We start from the raw sequence: 24,457 nt of genomic DNA, 5'->3' as shown, positions 1-24,457 counted from the left end.
CCCAATTCCTGTTATTAATGAAATAGTGCCATCAATGAAATACTCCTATCAATAAATACCTATCAATGAATACCTATCAATGAATACCTATCAATGAATACCCCTCCATGAAAGAGTCACTGTCAAAAACGCAATAAAAAGCCCTGTAAATACAGGGCTAATAAGCTAATCAGTTTCAGTCATTATGGTATGACAACGACATTCGTTATGGCGTGTAATAAGTTGCAGCGCCAGGACCTACAGGGAAGCCTAAAACAAATACCCATAGGAAGAAGAACAGCGTCCAACCGATAAAGAACACGATTGAGTAAGGCAGCATGGTGGCAATCAAGGTACCGATACCTAGATTCTTCTTATAACGGCTTGCAACCGCCAGAATTAGACCGAAATAGCTCATCATTGGCGTTATCAAGTTAGTGACCGAATCACCTATTCGATACGCTGCCTGAATGGTTTCAGGGGCATAGCCTACTAGCATTAACATAGGTACAAATATCGGCGCAGTAACTGCCCATTGCGCCGAAGCACTACCGAGCATTAAGTTGATAAAACCACACAACATAATAAACAGTACAAATACTAATGGCCCAGTTAAACCAATACTGCTCAAGGCATCCGCGCCAGTTACCGCTAATACCGCGCCTAAATTGGTCCATTTAAAGAAAGCCACAAACTGCGAGGCAAAAAATACCAACACAATATACATACCCATGGTACTCATACTGTGAGACATGGCATTAATGATGTCGGTGTCTTTTTTCATGCTGCCGACCACTTTACCGTACACCAAGCCCGGGATAGCAAAGCCGATAAAGATAAACGCCACAATGCCTTTTAAAAATGGTGAGCCTGAAACTAAGCCGGTTTCAGGATTTCGTAGTGGGGCGCCTTCAGGAATAATGGTCAATGCCAATAAGCTTGATAAGACCAATACAGAGAAACCCGCCACCTTTAAGGCATGTTTTTCTTCTGTAGTGACAATATCCATTTTCTGTTCAGATAAGTCATCAGCCGCTTCAGATACATCGTATTTTCCTAGTTTGGGTTCAACGATTTTTTCGGTAACCAGTGCGCCTAATATAGTGATTAAAAAGGTCGACACAAACATGAAGTACCAGTTGACCTCTGGGCCAACAATATAATCTGGGTCAATCATTTGCGCCGCAGCTTCAGTGATACCTGATAGTAAAGGGTCGACCGTGCCTAATAGTAAGTTAGCGCTGTAGCCACCGGATACCCCAGCAAAAGCGGCTGCTAATCCGGCTAAAGGATGACGCCCAAGGGAGTGAAATATCATTGCCGCCATTGGGATCAGCACCACATAACCTAGCTCTGATGCGGTATTGGACACAATACCCGCAAACACAATCGTTAGTGTAACAAGGCGCTTTGAAGTGCCCATGACCAATAAACGCATAGCGGCAGATAATAACCCTGAGCGCTCAGCAATACCGACACCCAGTAAGGCCACTAATACAGTGCCCAATGGGGTGAAGCCGGTAAAGTTAGTCACTAAGTTGGATACGATCATCCGCAAACCTTCAGCATTCATCAAGCTGACCACATGGATTAAGCCATCCTCACTGCGACCTGAGCTGCCCATAGGGCGAGGGTCTGCAACTGTCATTTCGAAATAACCCGCAATACCACTAATGGCAATGACAGCTAAGCAGAACATGGCAAATAAGGTAATTGGGTGAGGTAATAAATTGCCTAATCTTTCGACAATGTTAAGAAAACGGACAAAGGCGCCACTGGAGGCGAGGTCCTGAGGTGAGCCCTTATTGGGCACAGCTTTAGATGGATCAAGGTTCATGAATATCCCTTAAATAGGCTTAATTATTAGAATTTGAGATTTTGCCAATCTACAGACTATATTACCTATTTTAAAATAAGCTTAAATTTAGGCTGAAAAAACTGATAAATATCAGTTAACATCAAATATTCATTGAGTCTAACTCAATAACAACTCATTATCGTAAAAAAAGTCTAATAAAACCGATCTTTGTTGTAAGTGGGTATAAAAAACACCCAGTTTTATTTTTGTTTAAGTTGCTGTTTTATTTTTATAAAAAAATAGTTTTCATCATATTGTTCTATTAATTTTACTATTTTGAACTCTAGTGGCAAAGCCGATGCTTAAGTTACTATTTTTGATAGTTTGAACTGGGTTTTTAATCTGCTTTTCGCGTGAGTTGTAAAAAATCGTGCAAAAAACAACACCACTCCAAGGTGTTTATTTAGTAACCATGATGTTGATTCTTCGCTATGATGAGGCAAGCTCGTTAATGCTTAATATAAACGTGATAATAATAATGATAAAAAAACCTTTATACTGCGATAGTCTACATTTCAGCCGCTTCAGCTTTACGACCCGTTGTTGGATGAGTTTACTCATGTGGCTAATTACCTCTGGTACGGTGGCGCATGCACAAGATAGGGTTCAGGCCCTTGAAGTGAATCAAGCACAGCTGCTCTCTCAAGCTAAAACTAAACTAACCATGACTGCGCCAGTTAAACCGCAAATAATTGCCAAAGCACAAACGCAGATTGAGCAAAGCAAACCGAATCAGAAACTTACTCCCACAGCAGCGTCGTTAGGATTAACTGAAAAATCGCCGCAAGCGGATAAAATTACTGCGTCGCAAAGTGAGCGCATAAAACCTCAAAAGCAGCTTGCAACCAGCACTAACGTGCAGCCTAAAGTGATTAAAGTGGCGACTATGCCGACGCCCCTAGCCCAAGCGCCCAAGCGTCAACAAGTCTTGCATGCGCCTATTGTGGTATTACCTTTAGCAAGTGACACGGGTGATGCTGAGTCTGGCTCTCAAGTTAAACCCCGCTCTCAAGTTAAACCAAAGAAACAACAGGTATTACACCCCCCGGTCGTGGCGCTTAAGCAGCCAGCAAAACCTGCTATGGTGTTAAAGCCCAAAGTGATTGTTGAACAAACTGCGATAAAATCTGCGGCTGTTGTAGAGCGTTATCAGCCTCCTGCAAAGAAGAAGTATTTTTCGCGCCAGCCGTCAGCGGATAATGCAGCACCAACAATGGTTTCAAGCGCATTAACCGCAAAAAGTACCTTGACCGCAGGTAGTCAGACTAAAAAACCAAAACGTAAAATCTATCAGTATCAACGTAATGGCGTGACCACTTTTTCAAATGTCGTGCCCACCACTGAGGACTTTGACGTTTTATTGTATGACTGCTTTGCCTGCCAAGTAGACTCGCAGCTTGATTGGCAGCGTATTCCCATATTTGTCTCTAAGCATAAACAGTTAGTCGAGGATGCTGCCAAACAATTTCAGTTAGATCCTGCGTTAATTCGGGCGGTGATCCATGCGGAATCAGCATTTAATGCCAAAGCGCACTCAAAGGTGGGGGCAATTGGATTAATGCAATTAATGCCTGCCACAGCCAAAGAGTTGGGCGTGACCGATGCTTATAACGTGCGGCAGAATATTCTGGGTGGTAGCCAATATTTAGCGTACTTACTTGAACGATTTGATAATGATATTGATCTTGCCTGCGCCGCCTATAATGCTGGCCCAACAACCGTGACTAAGTACCAAGGAATCCCGCCATACCCAGAAACTCAAGCCTATGTTGAGCGGGTAAAAATCTTGCTAAAACGCTATCAAGCAGCATTAGCGAGCTAATAATCTAAAGATTTAAGAGGATGATATGAACAGGGATACACACACAATAACCATAAAAAAGTGCTATCAAGTTATTGGCGTACTATCGCTATTAAGCGTTAATATTGTTGGGTTTAATGCGATTGCAGCCCAGCAAAGTCATCTCGCGCCATCAGAAGAAGATCTGCGTTTATATGATATTGCCACAGCGCCGCAGGCTAAGCGTTTACGCACAGATGTAGAAACGCTGGTGAGCTTTGGCACTCGTCATACCTTATCTGAAACACAATCTGATACCCAAGGTATTGGCGCAGCAAGGCGCTGGATTAAAGCTGAATTTGAACGGATATCTGCTGATTGTGGTGGCTGTTTAGAAGTTGTCATGGTGGGCGAAACGGTTAGTGGTAAACGCATTCCTGAACCCACTGAAGTGGTAAATGTATTTGCGATTCAGCGAGGCACAACAGATCCTAACCGCGTGGTAATGATGAGTGGTGATATTGACTCTCGGGTAACCGACCCGATGGATTTTACCTCGGTATCTCCGGGGGCCAATGATAATGCCTCTGGGGTTGCTGGCGCTTTAGAGGCCGCGCGAGTGCTGTCGAAATATCAATTCAATGGCACAATTGTTTATGCGGCGCTTTCAGGTGAAGAGCAAGGTTTATATGGCGGTGATGTGCTGATTAATTATGCTAAAAAGCATGACTGGCAAATCCAAGCGGTGTTGAACAATGACATGATTGGTAATATTGCTGGCATTAACGGGGTTATCAACAATTCTACTGTAAGAGTATTTTCTGAAGGGGTCAGAATTGCAGAAACCACAGAAGAAGCTAAACAGCGCTATTTTAGCGGCGGCGAAAATGATTCCGCTTCACGTAATCTTGCACGAAAAATTAAATCCTTAGTTGATCAATACATGACTAACCTTGATGTGATGTTGGTATATCGTCTCGATCGCTTTGGCCGTGGCGGCCATCATTTACCGTTTAATAAAGCAGGTATGCCTACCGTTAGAGTGATGGAAGCTAATGAGCATTATGATCGTCAGCATCAAGATATTCGCACTGAAAATGGTATTGAATATGGTGATGTGCTTGCTGGGGTGGATTTTGACTTTAATGCCAAACTCACCGCACTTAATGCCATTAGTTTGGCTTCAATGGCGTGGGCACCAGAGCCGCCAAAAGGGGTGAACATCGAAGGTATTATGCAACCCGATACCAAACTGCAATGGCAGCCACAACCGAATAAGAATATATTAGGTTATCGGGTCTATTGGCGCTCAACCACAGAATCTGAATGGAGTCATAGTCGTTTTGTTGGTAACGTGAATGAATTTATTATGAAAAACATGGTCATAGATAATTATGTCTACGGTGTTGCCAGTGTCGGCGACAACGGTAATACCAGTCCAGTGGTATTCCCTGGAGCGGCGGGCGCGTTCAATTAATAGATTTTTTTGATGTAAAAAAGGATTAGGATGAAGAAAAGGATTTTACTGGCAAGTTTATTGCTGCCAATGATGTTGAACACGGCTTGCTCATCATCAAGTGCCACCAATGCAGGCTGTGATTTTGTTCGCGGCACGGCAGAAAGTAATTCAGATAGACGTGAACGTGACTCGAGCCCGGGAGCAACTAGCAGTGATTCACATGATGGTGATATTTTAGTTGGTATTTTTACCGCCCTAATTGGGCTGGTTGTAAGACCTTTCAGCGACGATGGCGATGAGTGCATATAGTTTATATTGCATCAGTATTGGTATTACAAAAAAGCCCATGTAATTTTCATTACATGGGCTTTTTAGTGGCATTTCTTTACTAAAATTATCGCTAAAGATACCTGCTAAAAGCACCGAGAGAAATAAATTATTCAGGCACTTCTAACTTAACCACGGTTTTACCACCGCTTTGGCCAAGACAGCGCTCTAGGTAATCTAAGGTTTCTTTCGCGGTAGTATCTAGCTTCCATGGTGGGTTAATCACCCATAAGCCTGCAGCCGTCATACCAAATACATTGTTGTCAGGGGTAATTGACTGCTCAATGCGCAGCTGATTTTTAATACCGCTATCTGCCAGTATTTTCAACATGGACTCAGTTTGAGCTCTATCAACCACCGGATACCACAGCATATAAACACCAGTAGCAAAGCGTTTGTGTGCTTTGATAATGGCATGGGCAACATCTTGATAATCGGTTTTCATTTCATAACTTGGGTCAATCAAGGCAACCGCGCGGCGCTCAAGTGGTGGCACTGCACCAATTAAGCCTTTCAAGCCATCACCTTTAACGACACGAACATGTCTGTCATCAGCAAACTGCTCATCAAGTGAAGCAAAATCAGTACCGTGTAACTCATGTAAAACCATGCGATCTTTTTCACGCATGTTCATATCAACAAAAGCAGGTGAACCCGGGTAAAAAGACAGTTCTTCCTCACCTTGGTTGAAGTGTTTTACATCGTCAATATACAGCTGCAATGACTCTGGTAAATCATCTTTACCCCAAAGCTTGGCTACGCCATCTAAGTATTCACCGGTTTTCTTTGAAAACTCATCAGTTAGTGAGTAACCGCCTGCACCCGCATGACTATCAATATAGGCCATAGGCTTATCTTTTTTGTGCATCAATTTAAGTACTTGCAGCAACATAGTGTGCTTAAGTACATCGGCATAATTGCCAGCATGAAAACCGTGGCGGTAACTTAACATGAGAGTGTCCGAAAATTAATAAGCAGTCTAAGCTGCAAGATAGCTACATTATAGGGGCTAAGTCTAAGCAGGTATAGGTATTCACTCTGGCGGGCTTTTGGCATAATAGCCTTGAGTCTACTAAATATCTGGAAATACTTTTGCAAATACCGATTTTTTTTAATCAGCAATATCCGTCACTGGTTGATATCAGTGAGCGTTGGGGTTTTGAGTGGAGCAAAGAGGCGCAGTTTGAATTGCGTTTTGAGCACAACACCTTAAGCCTGCACAAACGTGATGAACCTAAATTAGATGGTATAAGTGTCGATTTTGTTTCAGGTGCTGTTGCTCACCGTCGTAAATTTGGTGGCGGCCGCGGCCAATCAATCGCCAAAGCGGTAGGCCTTAAACAAGGGGTGACACCAACAGTTGTAGATGGCACCGCAGGTTTAGGCCGCGATGCTTTTGTGTTGGCTAGCCTAGGTTGCAAAGTGATTATGGTTGAGCGCCATCCTGTAGTAGCAGCGTTACTTGAAGATGGACTGCGCCGTGCTTATGAAGACGCTGAAATTGGTGAGTGGATGCGTGAGCGCATGAGTTTATTTCATGGATCGAGCCTTAGTGCCTTAGCTGATGCGGCTAAAACGACCGCGACAGAAATTGATGTGGTTTATTTAGACCCCATGTATCCCCACCGCGAAAAGTCAGCCTTGGTAAAAAAAGAAATGCGCGTATTCCAAACATTAGTGGGCGCAGACCTTGATGCCGATGGCCTATTGGCGCCAGCAATGGCATTAGCCACTAAGCGAGTGGCAGTAAAACGCCCTGATTACGCTGAAGATCTTGATGGAGTAAAACCGAGTATGGTTATTGCGACTAAGAAAAACCGCTTTGATGTGTATGTGAAAGCGGCAATGAAGTAGGGCTTCACATTTTTTAGCTATAGTTTGATTTTTTAGTTAGTAGTCGATACCAACACAGCTATTTTATCAAATCCCATACTTAGATTAAGTATGGGGTTTACGATTGAAATTATCGCTTCTCATATAGTTGCTGAGCCATTTTTCTTTCATTATAACCTCTGATAATGGTGCCATTAATATCCAGTAATGGAATGCTATCCCCACCTAGATTTTCATAACGACGCCGACCTTCAGCTGACTTTTCAATATCAAATTCAGTATAGGCAATATTATTTTTATCAAAGAATACTCGCGCTTTTTCACAATATCCACACCAGTCAGTGGCATATAACACCACCTCGTTAGTTTGGTCGTACTTCTTAGGAAATAATGGCCAATTTTGATAGATGGCGAATAGAACGCATAAAATAAAAATTTTCTTCACATTATCTTCCTTGATAACTAAAAATGCATCTCACTCTCATACTTTACATAGCATGGTCATCGATTTTAAGTTGTAAAAGCCGATAACTCTTCGAGAGTAATATTTAAAATAGAGGTTAAAAAATAAGCTGAGGATATTAGCATTAATTTTACAGACTTTAAAATTTGCTTTTATACAGTGTGTTACTCATTAACTGAATAGATGATATATGGCATGCTTTTGCTGTACGCGGGGTTTTGTCGCACTTGAATATTAAAAATATCTCAATATAGGCAGTTAAAAACGCTATAATGTGCACAGCAGTTCAAAACCCGCTTCATTCCCTTTAAATACTATCCTTTATTAGAGTCTCACATGATTGAAAAGCAACAGAATAACCCACTTCACGGCCTGACTTTAGACATCATGATGACTGAGCTGGTTGATTTTTATGATTGGAAAGTACTTTATGCGGCACTGAGGTTGGAGTGCTTTAACCTTAATCCAAGTATGGAAGCGAGTATCAAGTTTCTTAAAAAAACCGAATGGGCTAGAGAGCGAGTTGAGTCTTTCTATCTTTATCGTTTTAAGCAAATGCCAAAAGGTACTGCTGAACAGTTTGAACTAAAGCCAAGAGCTCGCGGGTTTGCTGATGGTATCGTGCCACGTAAGCCACAAGAGTTAACGGTTGAGTTGTTAGATGAACAGCGCGCTAAAGCGACTGAGAATTACGAAGCGATGAAGGCTAAAAATCAGCGTCCTCGTTATGGTAGCGATAAGCCAAGACAACAAGATGCTTATGCGCAAAATCGTAGCTCAGATAAGTCGGGCGCCAAAAGACCTGCGCCATCACAAGACCCAACTAACCCTTGGGGTAAGTAACTCTCTGAGTTAATGGGTTTGAGATAAAACCCATCATTGATAATAAATGTCGCTATTACTGCAACGATAGCGGCATTTTTTATTGCTCAAACTCTGTTAAAATGCACTCGGCAAGTCAATTGGCTGCATACAAGGTGTTTATTAACTCCCCATTCCCATCATTAATTAGAGTTGTTATGAAACGGATTTTATTCCTAGTATTTATGGCGTTTTCTAACGCAAGCGTCGCAGTAGAACCTTTATTTGAAACCCCAGAAGATATGCAGCCGACATGGGTTGATGATATTTTGTCAGTCTTTGGCGCCGATGGTGAGTTTGATGACACTAAAGCTATCGATATGAGCTATTTACCCACCGCTTATTACACCCCCGAGAAAAAGTTTGGCTTAGGTTTGTTAATGGTGGGGTTATATAAAACTGATGGCGCAGCGGCAGAGGAGCAGCCGTCATCGTTAGTACTGAACTCATTTGTATCGATGAATAATTCTTACGGCGTTGAAGTGGAAAACATGACGTTTTTCAATCAAGGAAAGCAACGTTTATTGCTGCAATTAGAATTGCATAACGAAGCGGCGGTTTATTATGGCCAAGGTATCGAGCAAGGTAATATCGATGCAAATCACCATGAGTTTGAAGAGCAGCTTTATAGTTTTAAGCCACGGTGGATGACCGAAGTTGCCAGCAACTATTTTATTGGTGTTGGCGCAGATTTTATCTATGCCAGTGCTGAAAACTTAGCCTTAGTTGAGCCTGAAATGGCCGTAGATGCGACTGAAACATTGCCGAATAATTTTAGTTCAGGCGTGGTCGTCACCAGTATTTACGACTCGCGGGATTACCGTTTAAATGCCACTAAAGGTTGGTTGTTTCAAGTGGATGCCGGCCTGTATCAAAACGATCAATCATCGTCATTTTCAACTTACAATGTCGAGTTAGCCAATTACATTGATTTAAGCTCTATGTCTGCGCCAGGATTAATCGCTTGGCAACTGCAAGGGCACTTTACTGATGGCGATGTACCTTGGAATTTACTGCCAGATCTAGGTGGCTCTAACGCCATGCGCGGTTATATCAAAGGGCGTTACCGTGACGAGCAAATGATGATGGGCCAAGTTGAGTATCGATTACCGATTTTTCAGCGTTATGGCATGGTTTTTTGGGGCGCGGTGGGCAGCGTTGCGCCTAAAGTGAGCCAATTATCTGATGAGTTAATGACATCCTATGGCACCGGTTTTCGCTTCAATATAAAAGACAATATTAATCTGCGTTTTGATGTCGGTGTGGGTGAAAATGAAACTAACTTCTATCTTAATGTGAATGAAGTTTTTTAATTTACTGTTTGACGTATCAATAACAGGCGAGCATGAATAACACAATTTCTGAATTGCATATAAGCACCACAAGATGGCGAACTTTGGCTAACTCATTGGCCATGTCATTGGCGCTGTCATCTAAGTCAGTGGCTATGTCATTGGTGATGCTCGCCATACTGTATGCGGCAGCTGCTAGTGATGCATTGGCCAATGAAGCCATCGTCAAAGATGCCCTTGCTAGTGAATCTCTTGCTAATGAAACAGACCAGCAATGCAGCCGTAATGCTCATTACAGCATTTATCTTAATGGGATACACACTGGCGAAATGACCAGAACTGAGCATTGGCAAGGCAAATCAGCGGTAGTAACGTCAAACAGTGAAGCCAGTATTTTAGGCATTGGCACCCAATATCAGCAGCGGGCAGAACTGTCTTGGTCTGATGCAACTAATGAATGGTTAACGGATGAGTTTCATCAACAAGTGTCAGGATTTCGCTCACGGGATATGCAAGTCACTTTTGATGACGCAGGGCGACAGTCGCGGGTCGATATTGATGGCGATGTGGATACCTATGTGTCAAAAGAACTCCCTTTGCGTGATGTGGATACCTTGGCGATTCAAATTCGGGAGCATTTATTACAAGGTCGGCAGCAATTCGCCTTAGTAAGGCAAGCCTCTGATGGCATCGAGCCCTACCAGTTTTATGTGCAGCAAAAGCAAACGGTTACACTTGCACCTTGGGGGGAGTTAACCTTGATCCCCGTGGAGCAAACTGGCGATGAAGATGTCACCTACTATTTTGCGGCAGATATGGATTATCAACTGATTAAAGCGCGCTATCACGGCATTATCCTCAAAGGGTTAATTGAACTCGACAGCTACTCTTCATCGTGCGAACCAAGCTCTGTTAAATAACGCCAATTTACAGCATTAAAATCGTTATTTTTGACTATTTTTATGGCAAAAAATAATTTGTGATGGCTGTTATCGGCCTCACAAAACGATTCTCGCAAACTCAGATAATTCATCTCAAGCATTAGCCAATGCTAAGTAAACCCAGACTCTATTCATCGTTAACTCTTGCTGTTATGCCTAGTGCATTTTTTAAGGGCTTATCGGGTTTAAGTTACTTGTGTATCAGTTCTGTTAGTCTATTTGTATCAATTTGTAGGTGGTTGTGAGTTTTGTTGCGAAGCCATTCCATATTACGCCTAAGTCGATATACTACAAAAGTGCTATTTAGCTAACGAAAAATGGATTGTTTGTAGATGAGAAGATTTATCCCATGGCTGTGCAGTATGCTTTTTTTAGCAAGCTTGAGTGCTGTTGCCAATGATGCTTTCCTCAAATTAGAACAATCAATTAAAGGGCTTTCTGCTGCAGAATCGATTGCGTTATTAGACCAATTTGATCTTACAGGCAGCAACTTTGATGCTGAATCTCAAGCAAAGTATTATTTTGTTTATGGCCAGCAGTACGAAAAAACTCGCCAGTTGGAATTAGCTATAGCCAGTTATGATAAGGGTATCGCGCTGGTTAGCTCTTTGGCGGTGACTGATATCTTAATTGATAGCTACTTAGAGCGCTCCTTTGCTAAATATCTCCAAACTAACGATCCTGCGGTTTACTGTGAAGATAGAACACTCGCGCTCCATTATGCTCGTCAGCATAACAACTCAGAATTACTCGCTAAGACATTAACTCAAAATGCTTTTTGTTATACAGAGCCTACTACGGTTCAACAGGGCATTGATTTATTAAGCGAAGCGCTGACAGTCGTTGATAAAAGTAGTGCGCTAAACTTAAACCGTAAAGCTTTGATTTATAATGCGACAGGTAATCTTTATCGGCGTGTGGGATTACATCAACAAGGGTATGAAAACTTTGAAAAAGCCTACCTGACTTGGCAGCGTATTAATGACAAAGAAGACATGTTCAATATGCAACACAATATGCTTAGCGAGGCATTAAAGCTAGGGGATTGGGATAAAGCTCAGAAAAGCCTGACGGTGCAGTTCACTTTGGCCAATGAAGCTAAAGATTACAAAGATTTATTATTTTTCGCGCATCTAAATAGCGGCCGCGTGGCGCTAAGAATGAATGATTTTCCCCTTGCTATTGAGCATTTAGAAAAAGCGGTTGCATTACACCACACTTCCAAAGAAAGTTATTTTAAAACCAGCAATTACTTATATCTGGCGTTAGCTTATTTAAGAATTGGTGATGCAGTAAAAGCGGCTGAAATGGCGCGCGCATTCAAACAAGATAAACACTTTAGTCAAAACCAGCAAAGCATGATTTTACAGGCCGATGCCATAATTGCGATGGATGAGGCTAAGCCCATTGAGGCCGTTAATACGCTGCTTGATGTCATTGATTTAGAAAGGGAGGCGCACCAAAGCGTCATTAGCAACCAAGTTATCATTTCTGCGCTTGGTCATAATGACCAATTGGTCAATTTTGAAAATCAATTACTGGCGAATAGGCTTGCTATTAATGAATTAAACTTGGTAGCAGTTGAAGATAAAGAGCGTATTTATCAGCTTAATCTGATGCTACTTTTTGTTTCTGCTGTGGTGTTATTAACCTTGATTATTTTCCTATTGCTCTCGCGGCGATCGTTAAAATTTCGTGCAGAAATTGACTTTCTTACCGGGCTTTATAATCGTGGCCAAACCTTTACCCAAGGTCAGAGCCTCGTTGAAAAAGCGGCAAAAAAACAGCAACCTTTGGCAGTGATCCTGTTTGATATTGATAACTTCAAAACCATTAATGACACTTATGGGCATCATGTGGGCGATCTTGCGCTAAAATCGCTGTCAAAAAGAGCAAAAGCCTTATTAAAAAACAGTGACTTGATAGGTAGGATCGGCGGTGAAGAGTTTTTGATAGTGTTACCCAATACTAATATGGATCAAGCCTTTGCGATATCAGAGCGTTTGCGTCACGGCATAGCATCTCGAGCGTTTCACTTTGACGATATTAGTCTTGATTTAACGGTGAGCATGGGAGTGGTAAATAATATTGATAGCACTAAGTCATTATTTGATTTAGCAAAAATAGCAGATGAAGCACTGTACCGAGCTAAATATGCAGGTAAAAATAAAGTGCACCTTGCTGCTGAGTGCGCATAACCCTTACCAAAAACAGCTTGGCTAATGCAGTCCTATTAGCAAGTGTAATTAGCTAACCTTTAACGCTCTCTTTGCACCGTAATGGTGCAAAGTTTGTTTCAAAATCCTGCATTTATGATCCATTTCTGTGTTTTTTTTAATGTGTTCTTTCCCTTCGGATAAATTATTTAATCAATAAATTCAGTGTCTAATGTTTGGTTTCTAACCATTTTAGTGCAAAGCGCCAAAAGCTGGCATGTAACCTGAAACATTTTTAGGCAGTTGAATAATTGTTTAGGTAATGGAAGGGAATAAATATGACCACAAGACCGCTAATATTTACAGACATGGACGGTACTTTACTTGATCACTTTGATTACAGTTTCTCCAGCGCAATAGCGGTAATTGAAGGATTAAATGAAAAGCAAATTCCTATTATCCCTAATACCAGTAAAACGTTTGCCGAAATGGAAAAGTTTCAGCAAACCATTGGTTTTAACTCACCGTTTATTTCAGAAAATGGCGCAGTGATCTACATTCCCATTGGTTACTTTGACACTCAGCCTCAAGACACCTTTACCCAAGGGTATTATTGGGTAAAAGAATTTTGTGAGCCAAGAAGCCATTGGTTAACCTTACTGGAAACCGAGGCCAAAGCATTTACAGAAGATTACCTTGGTTTTTCATCTCTGACAGCCGAAGAGCTTTGTGAGCTAACGGATTTAACCCCAGAAAAAGCCACACTGGCCTTGGTAAGGCATTACTCTGAGCCGTTATTGTGGACCGGTGATGACACTCGAAAGCAAGCCTTTATGGCCCATATGAATAGCCTAGGCGTGAATATGCTCCAAGGCGGGCGTTTCTTACATGTTGGCGGCCATACAGATAAAGGCCGCGCCATGGACTGGTTAGCCCAGCAATATGCCAATGCTTATCAAACCAGCGTGCAAACCATTGCCCTCGGTGACAGTGGTAACGACAGCGCCATGCTAGAGGCGGCTGATATTGCCATTCAAATTAAATCTCCCACTCATACTTTTCCAAAAATCGATACCACATCAACACCGATTCAAAGTAGCCAATACGGCCCTAAAGGCTGGGCAGAATGCCTAGAAGCTTTGTTTTTAAACCCAAATTCTTCAACATCATTGAAGCTTGAGGAGGCATAACATGGCTGATTTTTACCAAAATGGCATAGTGACTACCCTACATAATCTGACCCAGCGTACCCATGAAGAGATGGAGCAGGACTTACTTAAATTTGCTAAAACGCGGCCGTTAGGGCTGATTTTACCTTCGCTGTATTCAGAGCTAGAGGGTGAAGCCTTACCTGCAATTATTAGTAAATTAAAAGACGTGCCTTACTTAAATGAAATTGTGATTGGGCTTGATAGGGCCGATAAAGAGCAATATAAACAGGCGCTGGGTTTTTTTAATCAGCTGCCACAACACCATAGAGTACTTTGGAATGACGGCCCCAGACTGCAAGCCCTTGATGCTAAATTAAGTGAGTTGGGCCTTGCGCCGAAAGAGCTCGGTAAAGGCCGTAACGTTTGGTACTGCATGGGTTATATTTTGGCGTCCGGCAAAACGGAATCAGTGGCACTGCATGATTGCGATATTGTCACCTATGAAAAATCCCTGCTGGCAAGATTGTTATATCCGGTGGCCAATCCACAGTTTAATTACGAGTTCAGTAAAGGTTTTTATGCCCGCATGTCCAACGGCAAAATTAATGGCCGCGTGTCTCGACTATTGGTCACGCCATTGATTAAAGCCTTACAAAGAGTGGTGGGTCATAATGATTATTTAGAATATATGGACAGCTTTCGTTATCCATTAGCCGGTGAGTTTTCATTTAGACGTGATGTGTTAAACGATTTACGTATTCCCAGTGATTGGGGCTTAGAGATTGGGGTGCTGAGTGAGATGCATCGTAACTATGCTCATAACCGTATTTGTCAGGTGGACATTGCGGATAATTACGATCACAAACATCAGGATTTATCCCTAGATAATGCGGAAGCGGGCTTATCAAAAATGTCGATTGATATCACCAAGGCGTTTTATCGTAAATTGGCTACCCAAGGGGAAACCTTTAGTACCGAAGCCTTTAGAACCCTAAAAGCGACCTATTATCGTATCGCCCTCGATTATGTGGAAACTTACCATAATGATGCGCTTATGAATGGGCTCACCACCGATATCCATACTGAAGAAAAAGCCGTAGAAATGTTTGCCCAAAATATTGTGACCGCTGGGCAGCGTTTTCTTGATAACCCAATGGAAACCCCTTTTATGCCAACATGGAGCCGGGTGATCAGCGCTATGCCTGATGTGCTTGAGCAGCTCAAAGAAGCGGTAGAGGCTGATAATGCAGAGTTTATGTAATTATGAGTGAGATTTTAGGATACCCGCGAGCAGGGCAAGCTCGCAGGTTTGAAGAGGTCAAAATGGCAGACATTAATGCACTTAAGCAAAAGCTAATTCAGCAGTTAGGTTGTATTTATCAAGATATCACACTAGATGTGTCAGTGGATGATCTTGCTGAGCAATTGATTAACACCATGAATATTAGTGTCGATTGTGATGAGCCACATCCCTATGCCAATCATTGGTCGCAGCACGATGTCATCATGATCACCTATGGTGATAGCATTATTCAAGAGGGGCAAAAGCCGTTATCCATTCTTGCAGAATTTATGGATAACTACCTTGAGTGCATCAATGGGGTGCATATCTTGCCATTCTTTCCTTATAGTTCGGATGATGGCTTTGCTGTAATTGATTACTCAAGTGTCAATGATGCCTTAGGTGATTGGTCGGATATTGAGTTAATTGCCAACAAACGCAGATTAATGTCTGATTTAGTGATTAATCACTGCTCTAGCCGTAGCGCGTGGTTTCAAAACTTCATTAAAGGTGAGGGCCTAGGTCATGATTACTTTTTTACCGCTAAGCCTGAGGATGATTTATCTGCGGTAGTGCGGCCACGGACATCTGATTTACTAAGGCCCACAGATACCGCTAAAGGTCTGCAGCATGTGTGGTGCACCTTTAGTCATGACCAAGTGGATTTTGACTTTAGAAACCCGCAAGTGCTGCTGGAGTTTGTGAAGATCATCAGACAATACCTTGATGCAGGCGTGAATATTTTCCGTTTAGATGCAGTGGCGTTTTTATGGAAAATCGTCGGCACTAAATCGATTAATCTAGTGCAAACTCATGAAGTGATTAGATTACTACGCACCCTTATTGAGCATGCGCAACATAATGCGGTGGTGATCACCGAAACCAACATACCCAATACCCAAAACCTAACCTATTTTGGTAATGCTAACGAAGCCCATTGTATTTATAACTTTTCATTGCCGCCGTTATTGATTAATACCTTGATCACTGGCAGTTGTTTATACCTTAAACGTTGGCAGATGAGTATGCCGCCCGCGCAGGACGGCACCACTTACTTTAACTTTATTGCCTCCCACGATGGTGTAGGGCTAAGACCTGCTGAAGGCTTATTAGATGAGGATGAAATTAACACCCTAGTGGAAACCATGGTGTCATTTGGCGGCAAAATATCTAGCCGCACCTCTGAAGAGGGGGAGCAAAAGCCCTATGAAATGAACATTGCTTTAATTGACGCCTTACAAGGCACAGTGAAAGGTAAAGATGAGTTTGGTTTAGCTCGCTTTAGCTGCGCCCACGCGATTATGCTGGGGCTTGAGGGCATACCAGGTATTTATATTCATAGCTTGTTAGGCACTGGCAATGATTATGAAAAGCTAGCCAATACCTCCCATAACCGGGCTATTAACCGTCATCGCTGGGACTATGAAGAGCTAAGTCGATTACTAGCCGATGATAATAATCAGCACAGTAAAGTGCTGGCATCATTAACTAAGCTAATTAGTATTCGTACACGGCAGCGAGCATTTAACCCTAATGCGACCCAGTTTACGTTGCATTTAGGTTTACAGTTATTTGGTTTCTGGCGTCAAAGCCGTGATAGACGACAAAGTATTTTTTGTATCAGTAATATTACCGATCAAGTGATGGAGCTGCCGTTGGCTGAACTGAATTTAATTGGCACTGAAACCTGGTTTGATCTCATTGATGGTGAGGTGATTGCAGACATTAACGCAGTGATGTTACTTGAGCCCTATCAAACGGTGTGGATCAGTAACGTGGCTTAGTGTAAAAACCGCTTAAAAGATAAATTGCTTAAAATCAGCAACCTAAAGCAAAGGGCTAACCTTGCTTTAGGGTCACTTTTTATATCGTTATTTTTTAGCTAAAGTGCTGTTATTTCGCTCAAGTGCTGTTATTTCGCTCAAGTGCTGTTATTTCGCTAAAGTATACTGCTTTAAAATACCTTCCAAGCTATTCGAAGAGTCATTTAAATTGGTGGCGAGACTGACCGAGCGCTGGGCACTATCCTTGATGGTTTCTGCTTGGCCTCGAATATCCCTTAGCTGGCCAGCAATATCTCGCGCTGCCGCACTTTGCTCCTCTGATGAGGTTGCTATTTGGCTACTCATATCAAACACATGGCTAATAGAGCCAACCATTTGATCCACATCGTTACCGACAGACTCAATGGCATTACGGCCTTTATCTGCCTGCGCCACAATATCGGTGGTGATGTGCGAAAGAGTATTAGTGTCTTGCTGCAGTCCCTCAATCATGGTTTGAATTTCAACCGTGGCTTGCTGGGTGCGACTGGCTAAGGTGCGCACTTCATCAGCAACCACGGCAAAGCCTCGACCTTGCTCACCGGCGCGAGCCGCTTCAATAGCAGCATTTAGGGCTAACAGGTTGGTTTGTTCTGAAATGCTGTTAATGGTGGTGACCACAGCGCCGATATTAGCGGCGGCGGTAGATAACTCAGCCACTGAGCTTGAGGCTTCTGAAATTCTGCCTGTTAAGGTGCTAATACGGGTAACGGCTTCAGTAATTTGCACCTGGCTGTTATTAGCTTGGGCTGAGTTGAGCTGAGTCTGCTCAGAGGTATTCGAGGCATTGTGGGATACTTCCTCAATGGCTGCGGTCATTTGCGCCATAGCAACTGATACCGTATCTAAAAAATCATGTTGGTACTGGGTTAACTGCTCACTTTGTTGCGCCTGTTGATTAAACTCAACCGCAGCACCAGCTAGTGTTTCAGCATTAACTGCAATGGCTGACACCATTTCACTCATATTATCGGCGCTGCGATCAATTTCACGGGCAATAACACTGAAATCATCGCTACCAAAAAAATTCAGTCGCTGGCTTAAATCACCGTCTGCAAGGCGCTTAATGGCAATATACATATCCCACAGGCCGCCACCAAGGGAGGTCGAGATCCAATAGCAAACCAGATATAAGGGCAATAAGCTCAATAAGGCTATCATCATTATGTTTTTAGTAGCTGATTTTGCTGCCATTTCAATTTGGGTGACATTAATAGTGGTTACAAGTGCTTGATTGCCAACCGCAGCACTGACGGTAATGTTATCGCCGCTACGTTTGGCGGCGCTCATATAACCCACAGACGCATTTATTTGTCGGGCAAAGTCAGCAAGTGCATCGTCTGATAAGTTTTGAGCCTTGGCACTGTTCGCGTAAGCATCAATGGTTGTTTGGGCAAATTGCTGTGATGACTGGCTTATTTGGCTATTGCTATTAAGGTAATTTGTCAGTGCTATAGCTGCGGTAAAAAAGGTGACTAGGGTACAAATAACCCAAAATTTACCATTTAGGCTCAGCTTAATTAGTACGGCATCGACTTTGCGAAAACTAATTTGTTTCATTTGAAATCCTCGGCGTAAGCCTTAGTCTTGGTATGTAACTGATATAAAAGGAATAGCTTTAAAATAAATTGACGCTAATCCCAGTGTTAAATGATTGGCGTTATTTGCCTTATTGTTAAAAGACCGCCGCATACAAACATATCGGCAATTGGCGGTAAAAGTTTAATAATAATCTTGCTTATATCCGAGGCAAAACAGAGGGCAAAATTGGCGAGACAATTAGCTTTAAAGATAAATTAAGCGCTTATATTTAGGGCGTTTATTTTATTATGTTGGGTTAAATTTGCTAGTTTGACTTATTGTCAGTGGCGCTGCTTATATTTTAAACAGAGTTTATTAGCTACTTTGTCGCAAGCTGTCATTAGGCCGCAAAAATAATTATAAATACAGGTACAGGTGAAAGTACAAATAGTGAAGGATAACTATTCTAAGCCAGGTATGGATATCGATGACATCCTGTCAGACCTTCATTGCTGTTTTCATGCACTTTTTTTAATTTTTTAAATACCATTAAACTCATACACCAATCATGTAGCCAGCTTCACAGTGCTCATTGAATGTGTATAAAGGAATTATCCATGAGCCAAAACACGGAATTAGTCATCAATGAAATTACCCAAGATGCGAAAAATATGGCGCGACTATGTTGGGTTGGCACCTTGTTTTTCGGCTTCATTCCGGCGCTGGTATTGTTGTTTGTGAAACAAGATGATGACTATATCCAAGCACAATCAAAAGAGGCGTTGAATTGGTTTCTCACTGGTGTCGTTGGTTATAGCATTGGGTTTATGCTTTTCTTTAGCTTAATGGGAGTCATGCTTACTTTAGTATTGGCTATCAGTCATTTGGTCTTTTGTACCATAGGCGCTTTAGCCACCTCCAAAGGCGACAGTTTCCGCGTGCCCTTAGCCTGCGATTAATTAAGTAAACTGAAGTCAAATCCCATGGTGACAGTTTTAGGGGCTGAAAAATGTATATAGCAGCCACTAGGGCCTTTATCGCGTGTCAGTAATGGGCTTTTTCAGTAATTTACGTTGCAGCGTTCTTCTGTGCATCCCCAATAGCCTTGCCGTGGCAGAAATGTTGCCATTATTGGCGGTCAGAACCTGTTGAATATGCTCCCACTCTAGTAGCTTGGGCGAAATCGGCTGCTCAGACAATAACGGCTCATTTTGCTCATTGGGGCTAACATTGAGGGCGTTTAATAAGGTTTGGGTATCAACGGGTTTGGCTAAGTAATTGTCGGCACCTAATCTGATGGCTTCAACTGCAGTGGCAATACTGGCGTAGCCCGTTAGTAATACGATTAATGCGTTAGGCAGGTATTGGCGCAGCGGGGTGATTAACGCTAAACCATTCTTATCGGCCAATTTCATGTCTAATAAAATATGACTCGGTGCATGCTGGCGGGCTTTTAATAAGCTTTGCTCCGCACTGTTACATTGCACGCAGTTAAACCCATGACGGCTTAAGCGGCTGGCGAGCACGGCGGCTAAGGCGCTATCATCTTCAATAATGAGTAAGTTATTCATACCTAATAAGCCTATTTTTCTATGGGTAAGGTTACAGTGGCAATCGTGCCTTGCTCTGGGTTGGGTTGTAGGGTTAGTTTGCCGCCTAAGCGCTCAAAACTGGCATGGCTTAATAACACTGCAATCCCTAAGCCTTTGGGGCTTTCAATCATTTTATGGCCAAGTTTTTCCAGCAAACTTTCAGACATACCTTCACCAAAATCGTAAATGCCAATGCTTAGCCCAACTTGTTTATCTAAGGTGATTTTTATCGCTACTTTTTGGGTTTGAATATTTTCCTGACTGGCTCTGGCGGCATTTTCAATTAATGCCAATAATGCCGGTAATAGACTCATATCGGTGAGAATTTCTACTCGGTCAGCGTTGTCAGCCAGGGTTAAAGACAGCTGAATTTCAGGCATGAGTAAATTAACTTGCTCTTGCAGGCTACTGGTTAAATTATTCACGGTTTGCGAGTGCATTTTTTCCGATCGAATAGACTCGGTGGCCTGCCTTAAATCTGTTAGGCTTTTCTCGCAGCGATTCAGCGCCTTATTCATTTCAAGCTGTAAGTGACCCGCTTGATTATCTTCGCCAAGCTCTTCTAATAATAGCCTTAAAGTAGCCAGTGGCGTAGCCAATTGGTGAGCCATTTGTGCTGATACTGTGCCCAGCGCCAATAGCTTTTCTTGGCGCATTTGCGCTTCGCGCAAGTAATGTAATTGGGCGTTTTTTTGGCGAATTTTTTTAGCAATAAACGCCACCGTGGTGGTGAGTACTAATGCTGAAATAACAAAGTTAAACCACATGCCTAAGTAGTGGGAACTCATGTCCATACCATGGTGCATGCTGTGATCGGGTTGAGTAAAAATCATCGCACTGTAGGCGGCGGTAGAAATAAGCGCCAAACACCAAGGGGCCCATTGTGGCAACATGACAGCAGCGATGGCGATAGGCAATAAAAGCAATGAAATAAAGGCATTAGCTGAGCCACCAGTACAATACAGCCATATAATCCAAAATAGGGTATCTAGCAATAAGGTGGCAAACAATAATGGGTTTTGGTTAATGGCGTAACGAACGCGAAAGCCAATAGCGACATAGACAGCTTCAACAGCAAGAATAAAGTTGAGTTCCATTGGTGGGGCGGTTAAGCCAAATAACTGAGTCGCAAATAAGATCAAGCCTATTTTTAATAGCCAATAAATGAGCCGTAATGCGGATAGTTGTGCTGTTGGCGTGCCCATTAAAGCCGCTGATTTTGCGACGTTATTATTGTGGATTTTATTATTATTGATTTGATTATTGGTCACGTTGTTATTGTTTACCTTTTTTATTTTTAGTGGGGTAAATAACTTGGTATAAGTGATGATACATTAATTGAATTATGCAGACTTTAACATCACATCTTGTTTATTTTGTGCGGAGGAGCAAAGCAAGCGTTTTAGGCGGTATTCCCTTTTGCATCAATGAAATATATTTATCTTTTACGCCAGCTTTTTATAGTAAAAAGCCAAACTATGATGCTGTTATCCAATGCCCAGTAGTATTAAATGCCCAGTATCAATTACCCAGTATCGATGACCTAGGCTGAAATTATTAACTCATAAAGCGATAATATGGTTTATATCGTTCTGTTTTAAAAGGTTAATTTGACTTGCTAATATCAATCGTGGTTATATTTTAAACCTTGAGTGCCACTGTGATGCTTTAATCAAGCTGTTATTGGGCATTAAGTATCAATATAGATAGTAAAGGACAACTATTTTAAGCCCTGATATGGATATCAATCATATTCTTTCAGATCTGCTGGATAGTGTTTATTACTTTTTCTATTTGCTACGAACTAAATACTAAATACCGCTAAAGTCTTGCACCCAGTTTTAGTGGGTTCATTGGGTGTCTATAAAGGAATGAATAATGAGCGAAAATACCGACGTAGTGATAAATGAAATTTCACAAGATAGTAAAAATATGGCGCTGTTGTGCTGGATTGGTACCATCTTTTTTGGGTTTATCCCCTCGTTGGTGTTGTATCTAGTCAAAGAAGATGATGCATACCTTAGAGAGCAGTCTAAAGAGGCGCTGAACTGGTCAATTACTGCCACCATTGGTTATTTCATTTCGTTCATTCTTACTTTCATTTTAATTGGGGTGTTATTTACCTTGGTATTGGGCGTTTGTCATTTGGTCTTTTGCATTATGGGCGCGATTGCCACATCAAAAGGTGATAACTTTCGCGTGCCATATACTTTGCGATTAATTAAGTAAATCTGCTGTCAGTTATTGAGCCATTAATGGCTCAATAACGTCTATTAACAACGAAAGGATATTGTTGTGGAAAGTAATGTTTTTGACCGTCGCAATACAGACGACACCCTGATCAGTCCCACTTTTTATAATCTTGTTATTGGCTTAACACTCTGCTGGGGCTTTGGCGTTAATTGGTGGATGGTGACAAATATTTCACCGCAAGCAATTGCAGATATTAATTCGTGGGTGTTTTTTATCGGGTATTTTGCGTCATGCTTTTTGGGTGTTTATCTATTTTCCTCATCTGATAAACCCATTGTTAGTTTTGCTGGCTACAACTTTGTGGTGGTGCCATTTGGCTTCATTATTAATTTAGTGGTGAGCCAATATGATGCCGCATTAGTATCAGAAGCCATTCGGATTACAGGGCTAGTGACTATCGGCATGATGTGTCTAGGAACGTTATTTCCGGCGTTTTTTAGCAAAATCGCTGGTGCGCTAACTATTGCTTTATTGTTAGTGATTGTCGTTGAGCTGATTGAAATATACGTGTTTGGTATTCATCACGGCATATTAGATTGGATTGTGGTGCTGATTTTTTGTGGCTACATAGGCTATGACTGGGGCCGTGCCAATCAAATTCCGAAAACAGTAGATAATGCTATTGATAGTGCTGCAGCCCTGTATATGGATATCATTAACTTGTTCCTTAGAATTTTGCGTATTCTGGGTCGTAAGTAAAATCGAGTAAGGCGACACCAACAGAGCCATAAGGCGCTGTTGGTGTCAGTCAGATCATCCAAGGAGAAGCCTGTTGCAACTCGTAAAGCCAAGTGGCTACTACCAGCAAAGCTATATTGATTATATTACCGAGCAAGGGGATGAAGAGCGCTACCCGTTTCCGCTTGATTTTGACCACAGTGATTTTGGCGCAATGCTCGAAAAAATCAGTGACTTTGCCCGCGGGCAGAATTTACCTGCAGGTTATGTGGCCAGTGAAACTTATTGGTTAGTGGAAGGTGATGAGCTCTTAGGTGTCGCCAATTTACGCTTAACTCTCAATGATAATATTCGTTATTGTGGCGGCCATATTGGACTCGGTATTCGACCGCGTTTTCGAGGTAAAGGCTTAGGGGTTGAATTGCTGGCGCAAACTATCGCATTGGCAAAGGGTAAAGGCATCAATGAGCTGCATATTCATTGTTATAAGCACAATCTTGCCTCGGCAAAAATGATCATCGCCAATGGTGGGGTGCTTGATTCTGAAATTGAATTAGATACTCAAAGCAATGAGAAAAATCAGCAAGATAACGCTGTGGCAATAATACAGCGCTATCGAGTATCTTGAATTAGAGTTAACTCGCGAGCTGGCTGACGGCTTGAGTGAGTTTTTCGGCAAGTTCTGGGTTCGTTAATGTACCTGTTTCTACATCAAAATTTTGATAAAAGCTGGGTACCGACAAAGTGCCTTTTACATCAGCGGCAAAGTAGGGCGCAGATGTGGTTGCGGCGGTTAATACCGTGTTAGCACCGCCAGGGCCTGGTGAGGTGGCTAATAATAGCGTTGGTTTATTTTGAAACAGTTTTTGATCAATACGTGATGTCCAGTCAAACAGGTTTTTGTAGGCTGCAGTGTAAGAGCCATTATGCTCTGCAAAAGAAATGACTAAAGCATCTGCCTGGGTGATTTTATCAAAAAAGGCTTGTGCCAATGCAGGCTTGCCTAACTCTTTTTCTCTATCTTCGCTAAATAATGCTATTTCATAATCGTTAATATCTAACAATTCTACTTCCGCGCCATCGACTAAGTTAGCGGCTAAGTTAGCGGCATAATTTGCCAAGGTTTTGTTGATTGAATGACGACTACTGCTTGCTGCAAATGCTAATATTTTCATGTTATTGCCTTATTTAAATCGCTGATATTGTAA

At 42.1% G+C, this 24,457-nt stretch carries 22 protein-coding genes; 15 read left to right on the top strand and 7 right to left on the bottom strand.

The features are described from left to right. Window positions 1-205 precede the first annotated feature (205 nt). Complete coding sequence (locus AB4160_RS14030) at window positions 206-1,816, bottom strand: AbgT family transporter (RefSeq protein WP_372005122.1); 1,611 nt, start codon at window positions 1,814-1,816, stop codon at window positions 206-208. Between the two features lie 1,102 nt (window positions 1,817-2,918). Here AB4160_RS14030 and AB4160_RS14025 point away from each other — a divergent pair. The 3 genes from AB4160_RS14025 to AB4160_RS14015 are packed head-to-tail and all read left to right on the top strand — an operon-like array spanning window position 2,919 to window position 5,385. Next, window positions 2,919-3,659, top strand: a complete 741-nt coding sequence (locus AB4160_RS14025) for a lytic transglycosylase domain-containing protein (RefSeq protein ID WP_372005208.1) — start codon at window positions 2,919-2,921, stop codon at window positions 3,657-3,659. A 25-nt stretch (window positions 3,660-3,684) separates the two neighbouring features. Then, complete coding sequence (locus AB4160_RS14020) at window positions 3,685-5,094, top strand: M28 family peptidase (RefSeq protein ID WP_372005119.1); 1,410 nt, start codon at window positions 3,685-3,687, stop codon at window positions 5,092-5,094. A 30-nt stretch (window positions 5,095-5,124) separates the two neighbouring features. Then, window positions 5,125-5,385, top strand: a complete 261-nt coding sequence (locus AB4160_RS14015) for a hypothetical protein (RefSeq protein WP_102520287.1) — start codon at window positions 5,125-5,127, stop codon at window positions 5,383-5,385. Window positions 5,386-5,512: 127 nt separating this feature from the next. On the opposite strand, the gene AB4160_RS14010 is transcribed toward AB4160_RS14015, so the two are convergent. Further along, window positions 5,513-6,355, bottom strand: a complete 843-nt coding sequence (locus AB4160_RS14010; protein WP_372005117.1) for a 23S rRNA (adenine(2030)-N(6))-methyltransferase RlmJ — start codon at window positions 6,353-6,355, stop codon at window positions 5,513-5,515. A 134-nt stretch (window positions 6,356-6,489) separates the two neighbouring features. Between AB4160_RS14010 and AB4160_RS14005 the strand changes: the two genes are divergently transcribed. Then, window positions 6,490-7,257, top strand: a complete 768-nt coding sequence (locus AB4160_RS14005; protein ID WP_198589950.1) for a class I SAM-dependent methyltransferase — start codon at window positions 6,490-6,492, stop codon at window positions 7,255-7,257. A gap of 109 nt (window positions 7,258-7,366) precedes the next feature. Here the strand turns inward: AB4160_RS14005 and AB4160_RS14000 are convergent, their stop codons facing one another. After that, window positions 7,367-7,681, bottom strand: a complete 315-nt coding sequence (locus AB4160_RS14000) for a glutaredoxin family protein (protein ID WP_198590430.1) — start codon at window positions 7,679-7,681, stop codon at window positions 7,367-7,369. A 354-nt stretch (window positions 7,682-8,035) separates the two neighbouring features. On the opposite strand from AB4160_RS14000, the gene AB4160_RS13995 reads away from it, so the two are divergent. The 7 genes from AB4160_RS13995 to AB4160_RS13965 all read left to right on the top strand — a co-directional run bounded on the left by AB4160_RS13995 (window position 8,036) and on the right by AB4160_RS13965 (window position 17,166). Continuing rightward, a complete protein-coding gene (locus tag AB4160_RS13995) occupies window positions 8,036-8,542 on the top strand; it encodes a VF530 family DNA-binding protein (RefSeq protein ID WP_372005114.1) in 507 nt (168 codons plus the stop codon). A gap of 176 nt (window positions 8,543-8,718) precedes the next feature. After that, on the top strand, window positions 8,719-9,873 hold the full coding sequence (locus AB4160_RS13990) for a BamA/TamA family outer membrane protein (protein WP_102520291.1): 1,155 nt from the start codon (window positions 8,719-8,721) through the stop codon (window positions 9,871-9,873). Between the two features lie 32 nt (window positions 9,874-9,905). Further along, entirely contained in the window at window positions 9,906-10,772 is an 867-nt protein-coding gene (locus AB4160_RS13985; RefSeq protein ID WP_368501204.1) for a hypothetical protein, read from the top strand. Between the two features lie 383 nt (window positions 10,773-11,155). Further along, window positions 11,156-12,991, top strand: a complete 1,836-nt coding sequence (locus tag AB4160_RS13980; protein WP_372002151.1) for a diguanylate cyclase — start codon at window positions 11,156-11,158, stop codon at window positions 12,989-12,991. A gap of 296 nt (window positions 12,992-13,287) precedes the next feature. Beyond that, window positions 13,288-14,139 carry an HAD-IIB family hydrolase gene (locus tag AB4160_RS13975; protein WP_372005112.1) on the top strand — a complete coding sequence of 284 codons (852 nt, stop codon included), beginning with the start codon at window positions 13,288-13,290 and terminating at the stop codon, window positions 14,137-14,139. A 1-nt stretch (window position 14,140) separates the two neighbouring features. Continuing rightward, a complete protein-coding gene (locus AB4160_RS13970; protein ID WP_076538328.1) occupies window positions 14,141-15,361 on the top strand; it encodes a glycosyl transferase in 1,221 nt (406 codons plus the stop codon). 62 nt (window positions 15,362-15,423) lie between these two features. Further along, window positions 15,424-17,166: a sugar phosphorylase gene (locus AB4160_RS13965; protein WP_303503670.1), complete on the top strand. Its 1,743-nt coding sequence runs from the start codon at window positions 15,424-15,426 to the stop codon at window positions 17,164-17,166. 147 nt (window positions 17,167-17,313) lie between these two features. Here AB4160_RS13965 and AB4160_RS13960 read toward each other — a convergent pair whose 3' ends face one another. After that, window positions 17,314-18,765, bottom strand: coding sequence for a methyl-accepting chemotaxis protein (locus AB4160_RS13960; protein ID WP_303411467.1), 1,452 nt, complete (start codon window positions 18,763-18,765; stop codon window positions 17,314-17,316). A 578-nt stretch (window positions 18,766-19,343) separates the two neighbouring features. Here AB4160_RS13960 and AB4160_RS13955 point away from each other — a divergent pair. After that, window positions 19,344-19,685: a DUF4870 domain-containing protein gene (locus AB4160_RS13955; protein ID WP_372005109.1), complete on the top strand. Its 342-nt coding sequence runs from the start codon at window positions 19,344-19,346 to the stop codon at window positions 19,683-19,685. Window positions 19,686-19,760: 75 nt separating this feature from the next. Here the strand turns inward: AB4160_RS13955 and AB4160_RS13950 are convergent, their stop codons facing one another. Beyond that, entirely contained in the window at window positions 19,761-20,297 is a 537-nt protein-coding gene (locus AB4160_RS13950; protein WP_102439401.1) for a response regulator transcription factor, read from the bottom strand. An 11-nt stretch (window positions 20,298-20,308) separates the two neighbouring features. Continuing rightward, the gene (locus AB4160_RS13945) at window positions 20,309-21,589 is read right to left on the bottom strand and encodes a sensor histidine kinase (RefSeq protein WP_372005106.1); all 1,281 of its coding nucleotides are present in this window, start codon (window positions 21,587-21,589) and stop codon (window positions 20,309-20,311) included. A gap of 607 nt (window positions 21,590-22,196) precedes the next feature. Here AB4160_RS13945 and AB4160_RS13940 point away from each other — a divergent pair. The 3 genes from AB4160_RS13940 to AB4160_RS13930 all read left to right on the top strand — a co-directional run bounded on the left by AB4160_RS13940 (window position 22,197) and on the right by AB4160_RS13930 (window position 23,877). Then, complete coding sequence (locus tag AB4160_RS13940) at window positions 22,197-22,547, top strand: DUF4870 domain-containing protein (protein WP_102439402.1); 351 nt, start codon at window positions 22,197-22,199, stop codon at window positions 22,545-22,547. A gap of 66 nt (window positions 22,548-22,613) precedes the next feature. Beyond that, complete coding sequence (locus tag AB4160_RS13935; protein ID WP_372002147.1) at window positions 22,614-23,270, top strand: Bax inhibitor-1 family protein; 657 nt, start codon at window positions 22,614-22,616, stop codon at window positions 23,268-23,270. 73 nt (window positions 23,271-23,343) lie between these two features. Next, window positions 23,344-23,877 (top strand): GNAT family N-acetyltransferase, encoded by a 534-nt coding sequence (locus AB4160_RS13930; protein ID WP_372005104.1) that lies wholly within the window; start codon window positions 23,344-23,346, stop codon window positions 23,875-23,877. 7 nt (window positions 23,878-23,884) lie between these two features. Here AB4160_RS13930 and AB4160_RS13925 read toward each other — a convergent pair whose 3' ends face one another. Further along, window positions 23,885-24,424: an NADPH-dependent FMN reductase gene (locus AB4160_RS13925; protein ID WP_102520297.1), complete on the bottom strand. Its 540-nt coding sequence runs from the start codon at window positions 24,422-24,424 to the stop codon at window positions 23,885-23,887. Window positions 24,425-24,457 lie beyond the last annotated feature (33 nt).

The sequence above is a fragment of the Shewanella sp. 10N.286.51.B8 genome (assembly GCF_041469325.1).
In the GTDB taxonomy this organism is placed as follows: domain Bacteria; phylum Pseudomonadota; class Gammaproteobacteria; order Enterobacterales; family Shewanellaceae; genus Shewanella.
The sequence above is the reverse complement of the archived record's forward strand: the minus strand, read 5'-3'. Positions and strand labels throughout refer to the sequence as shown.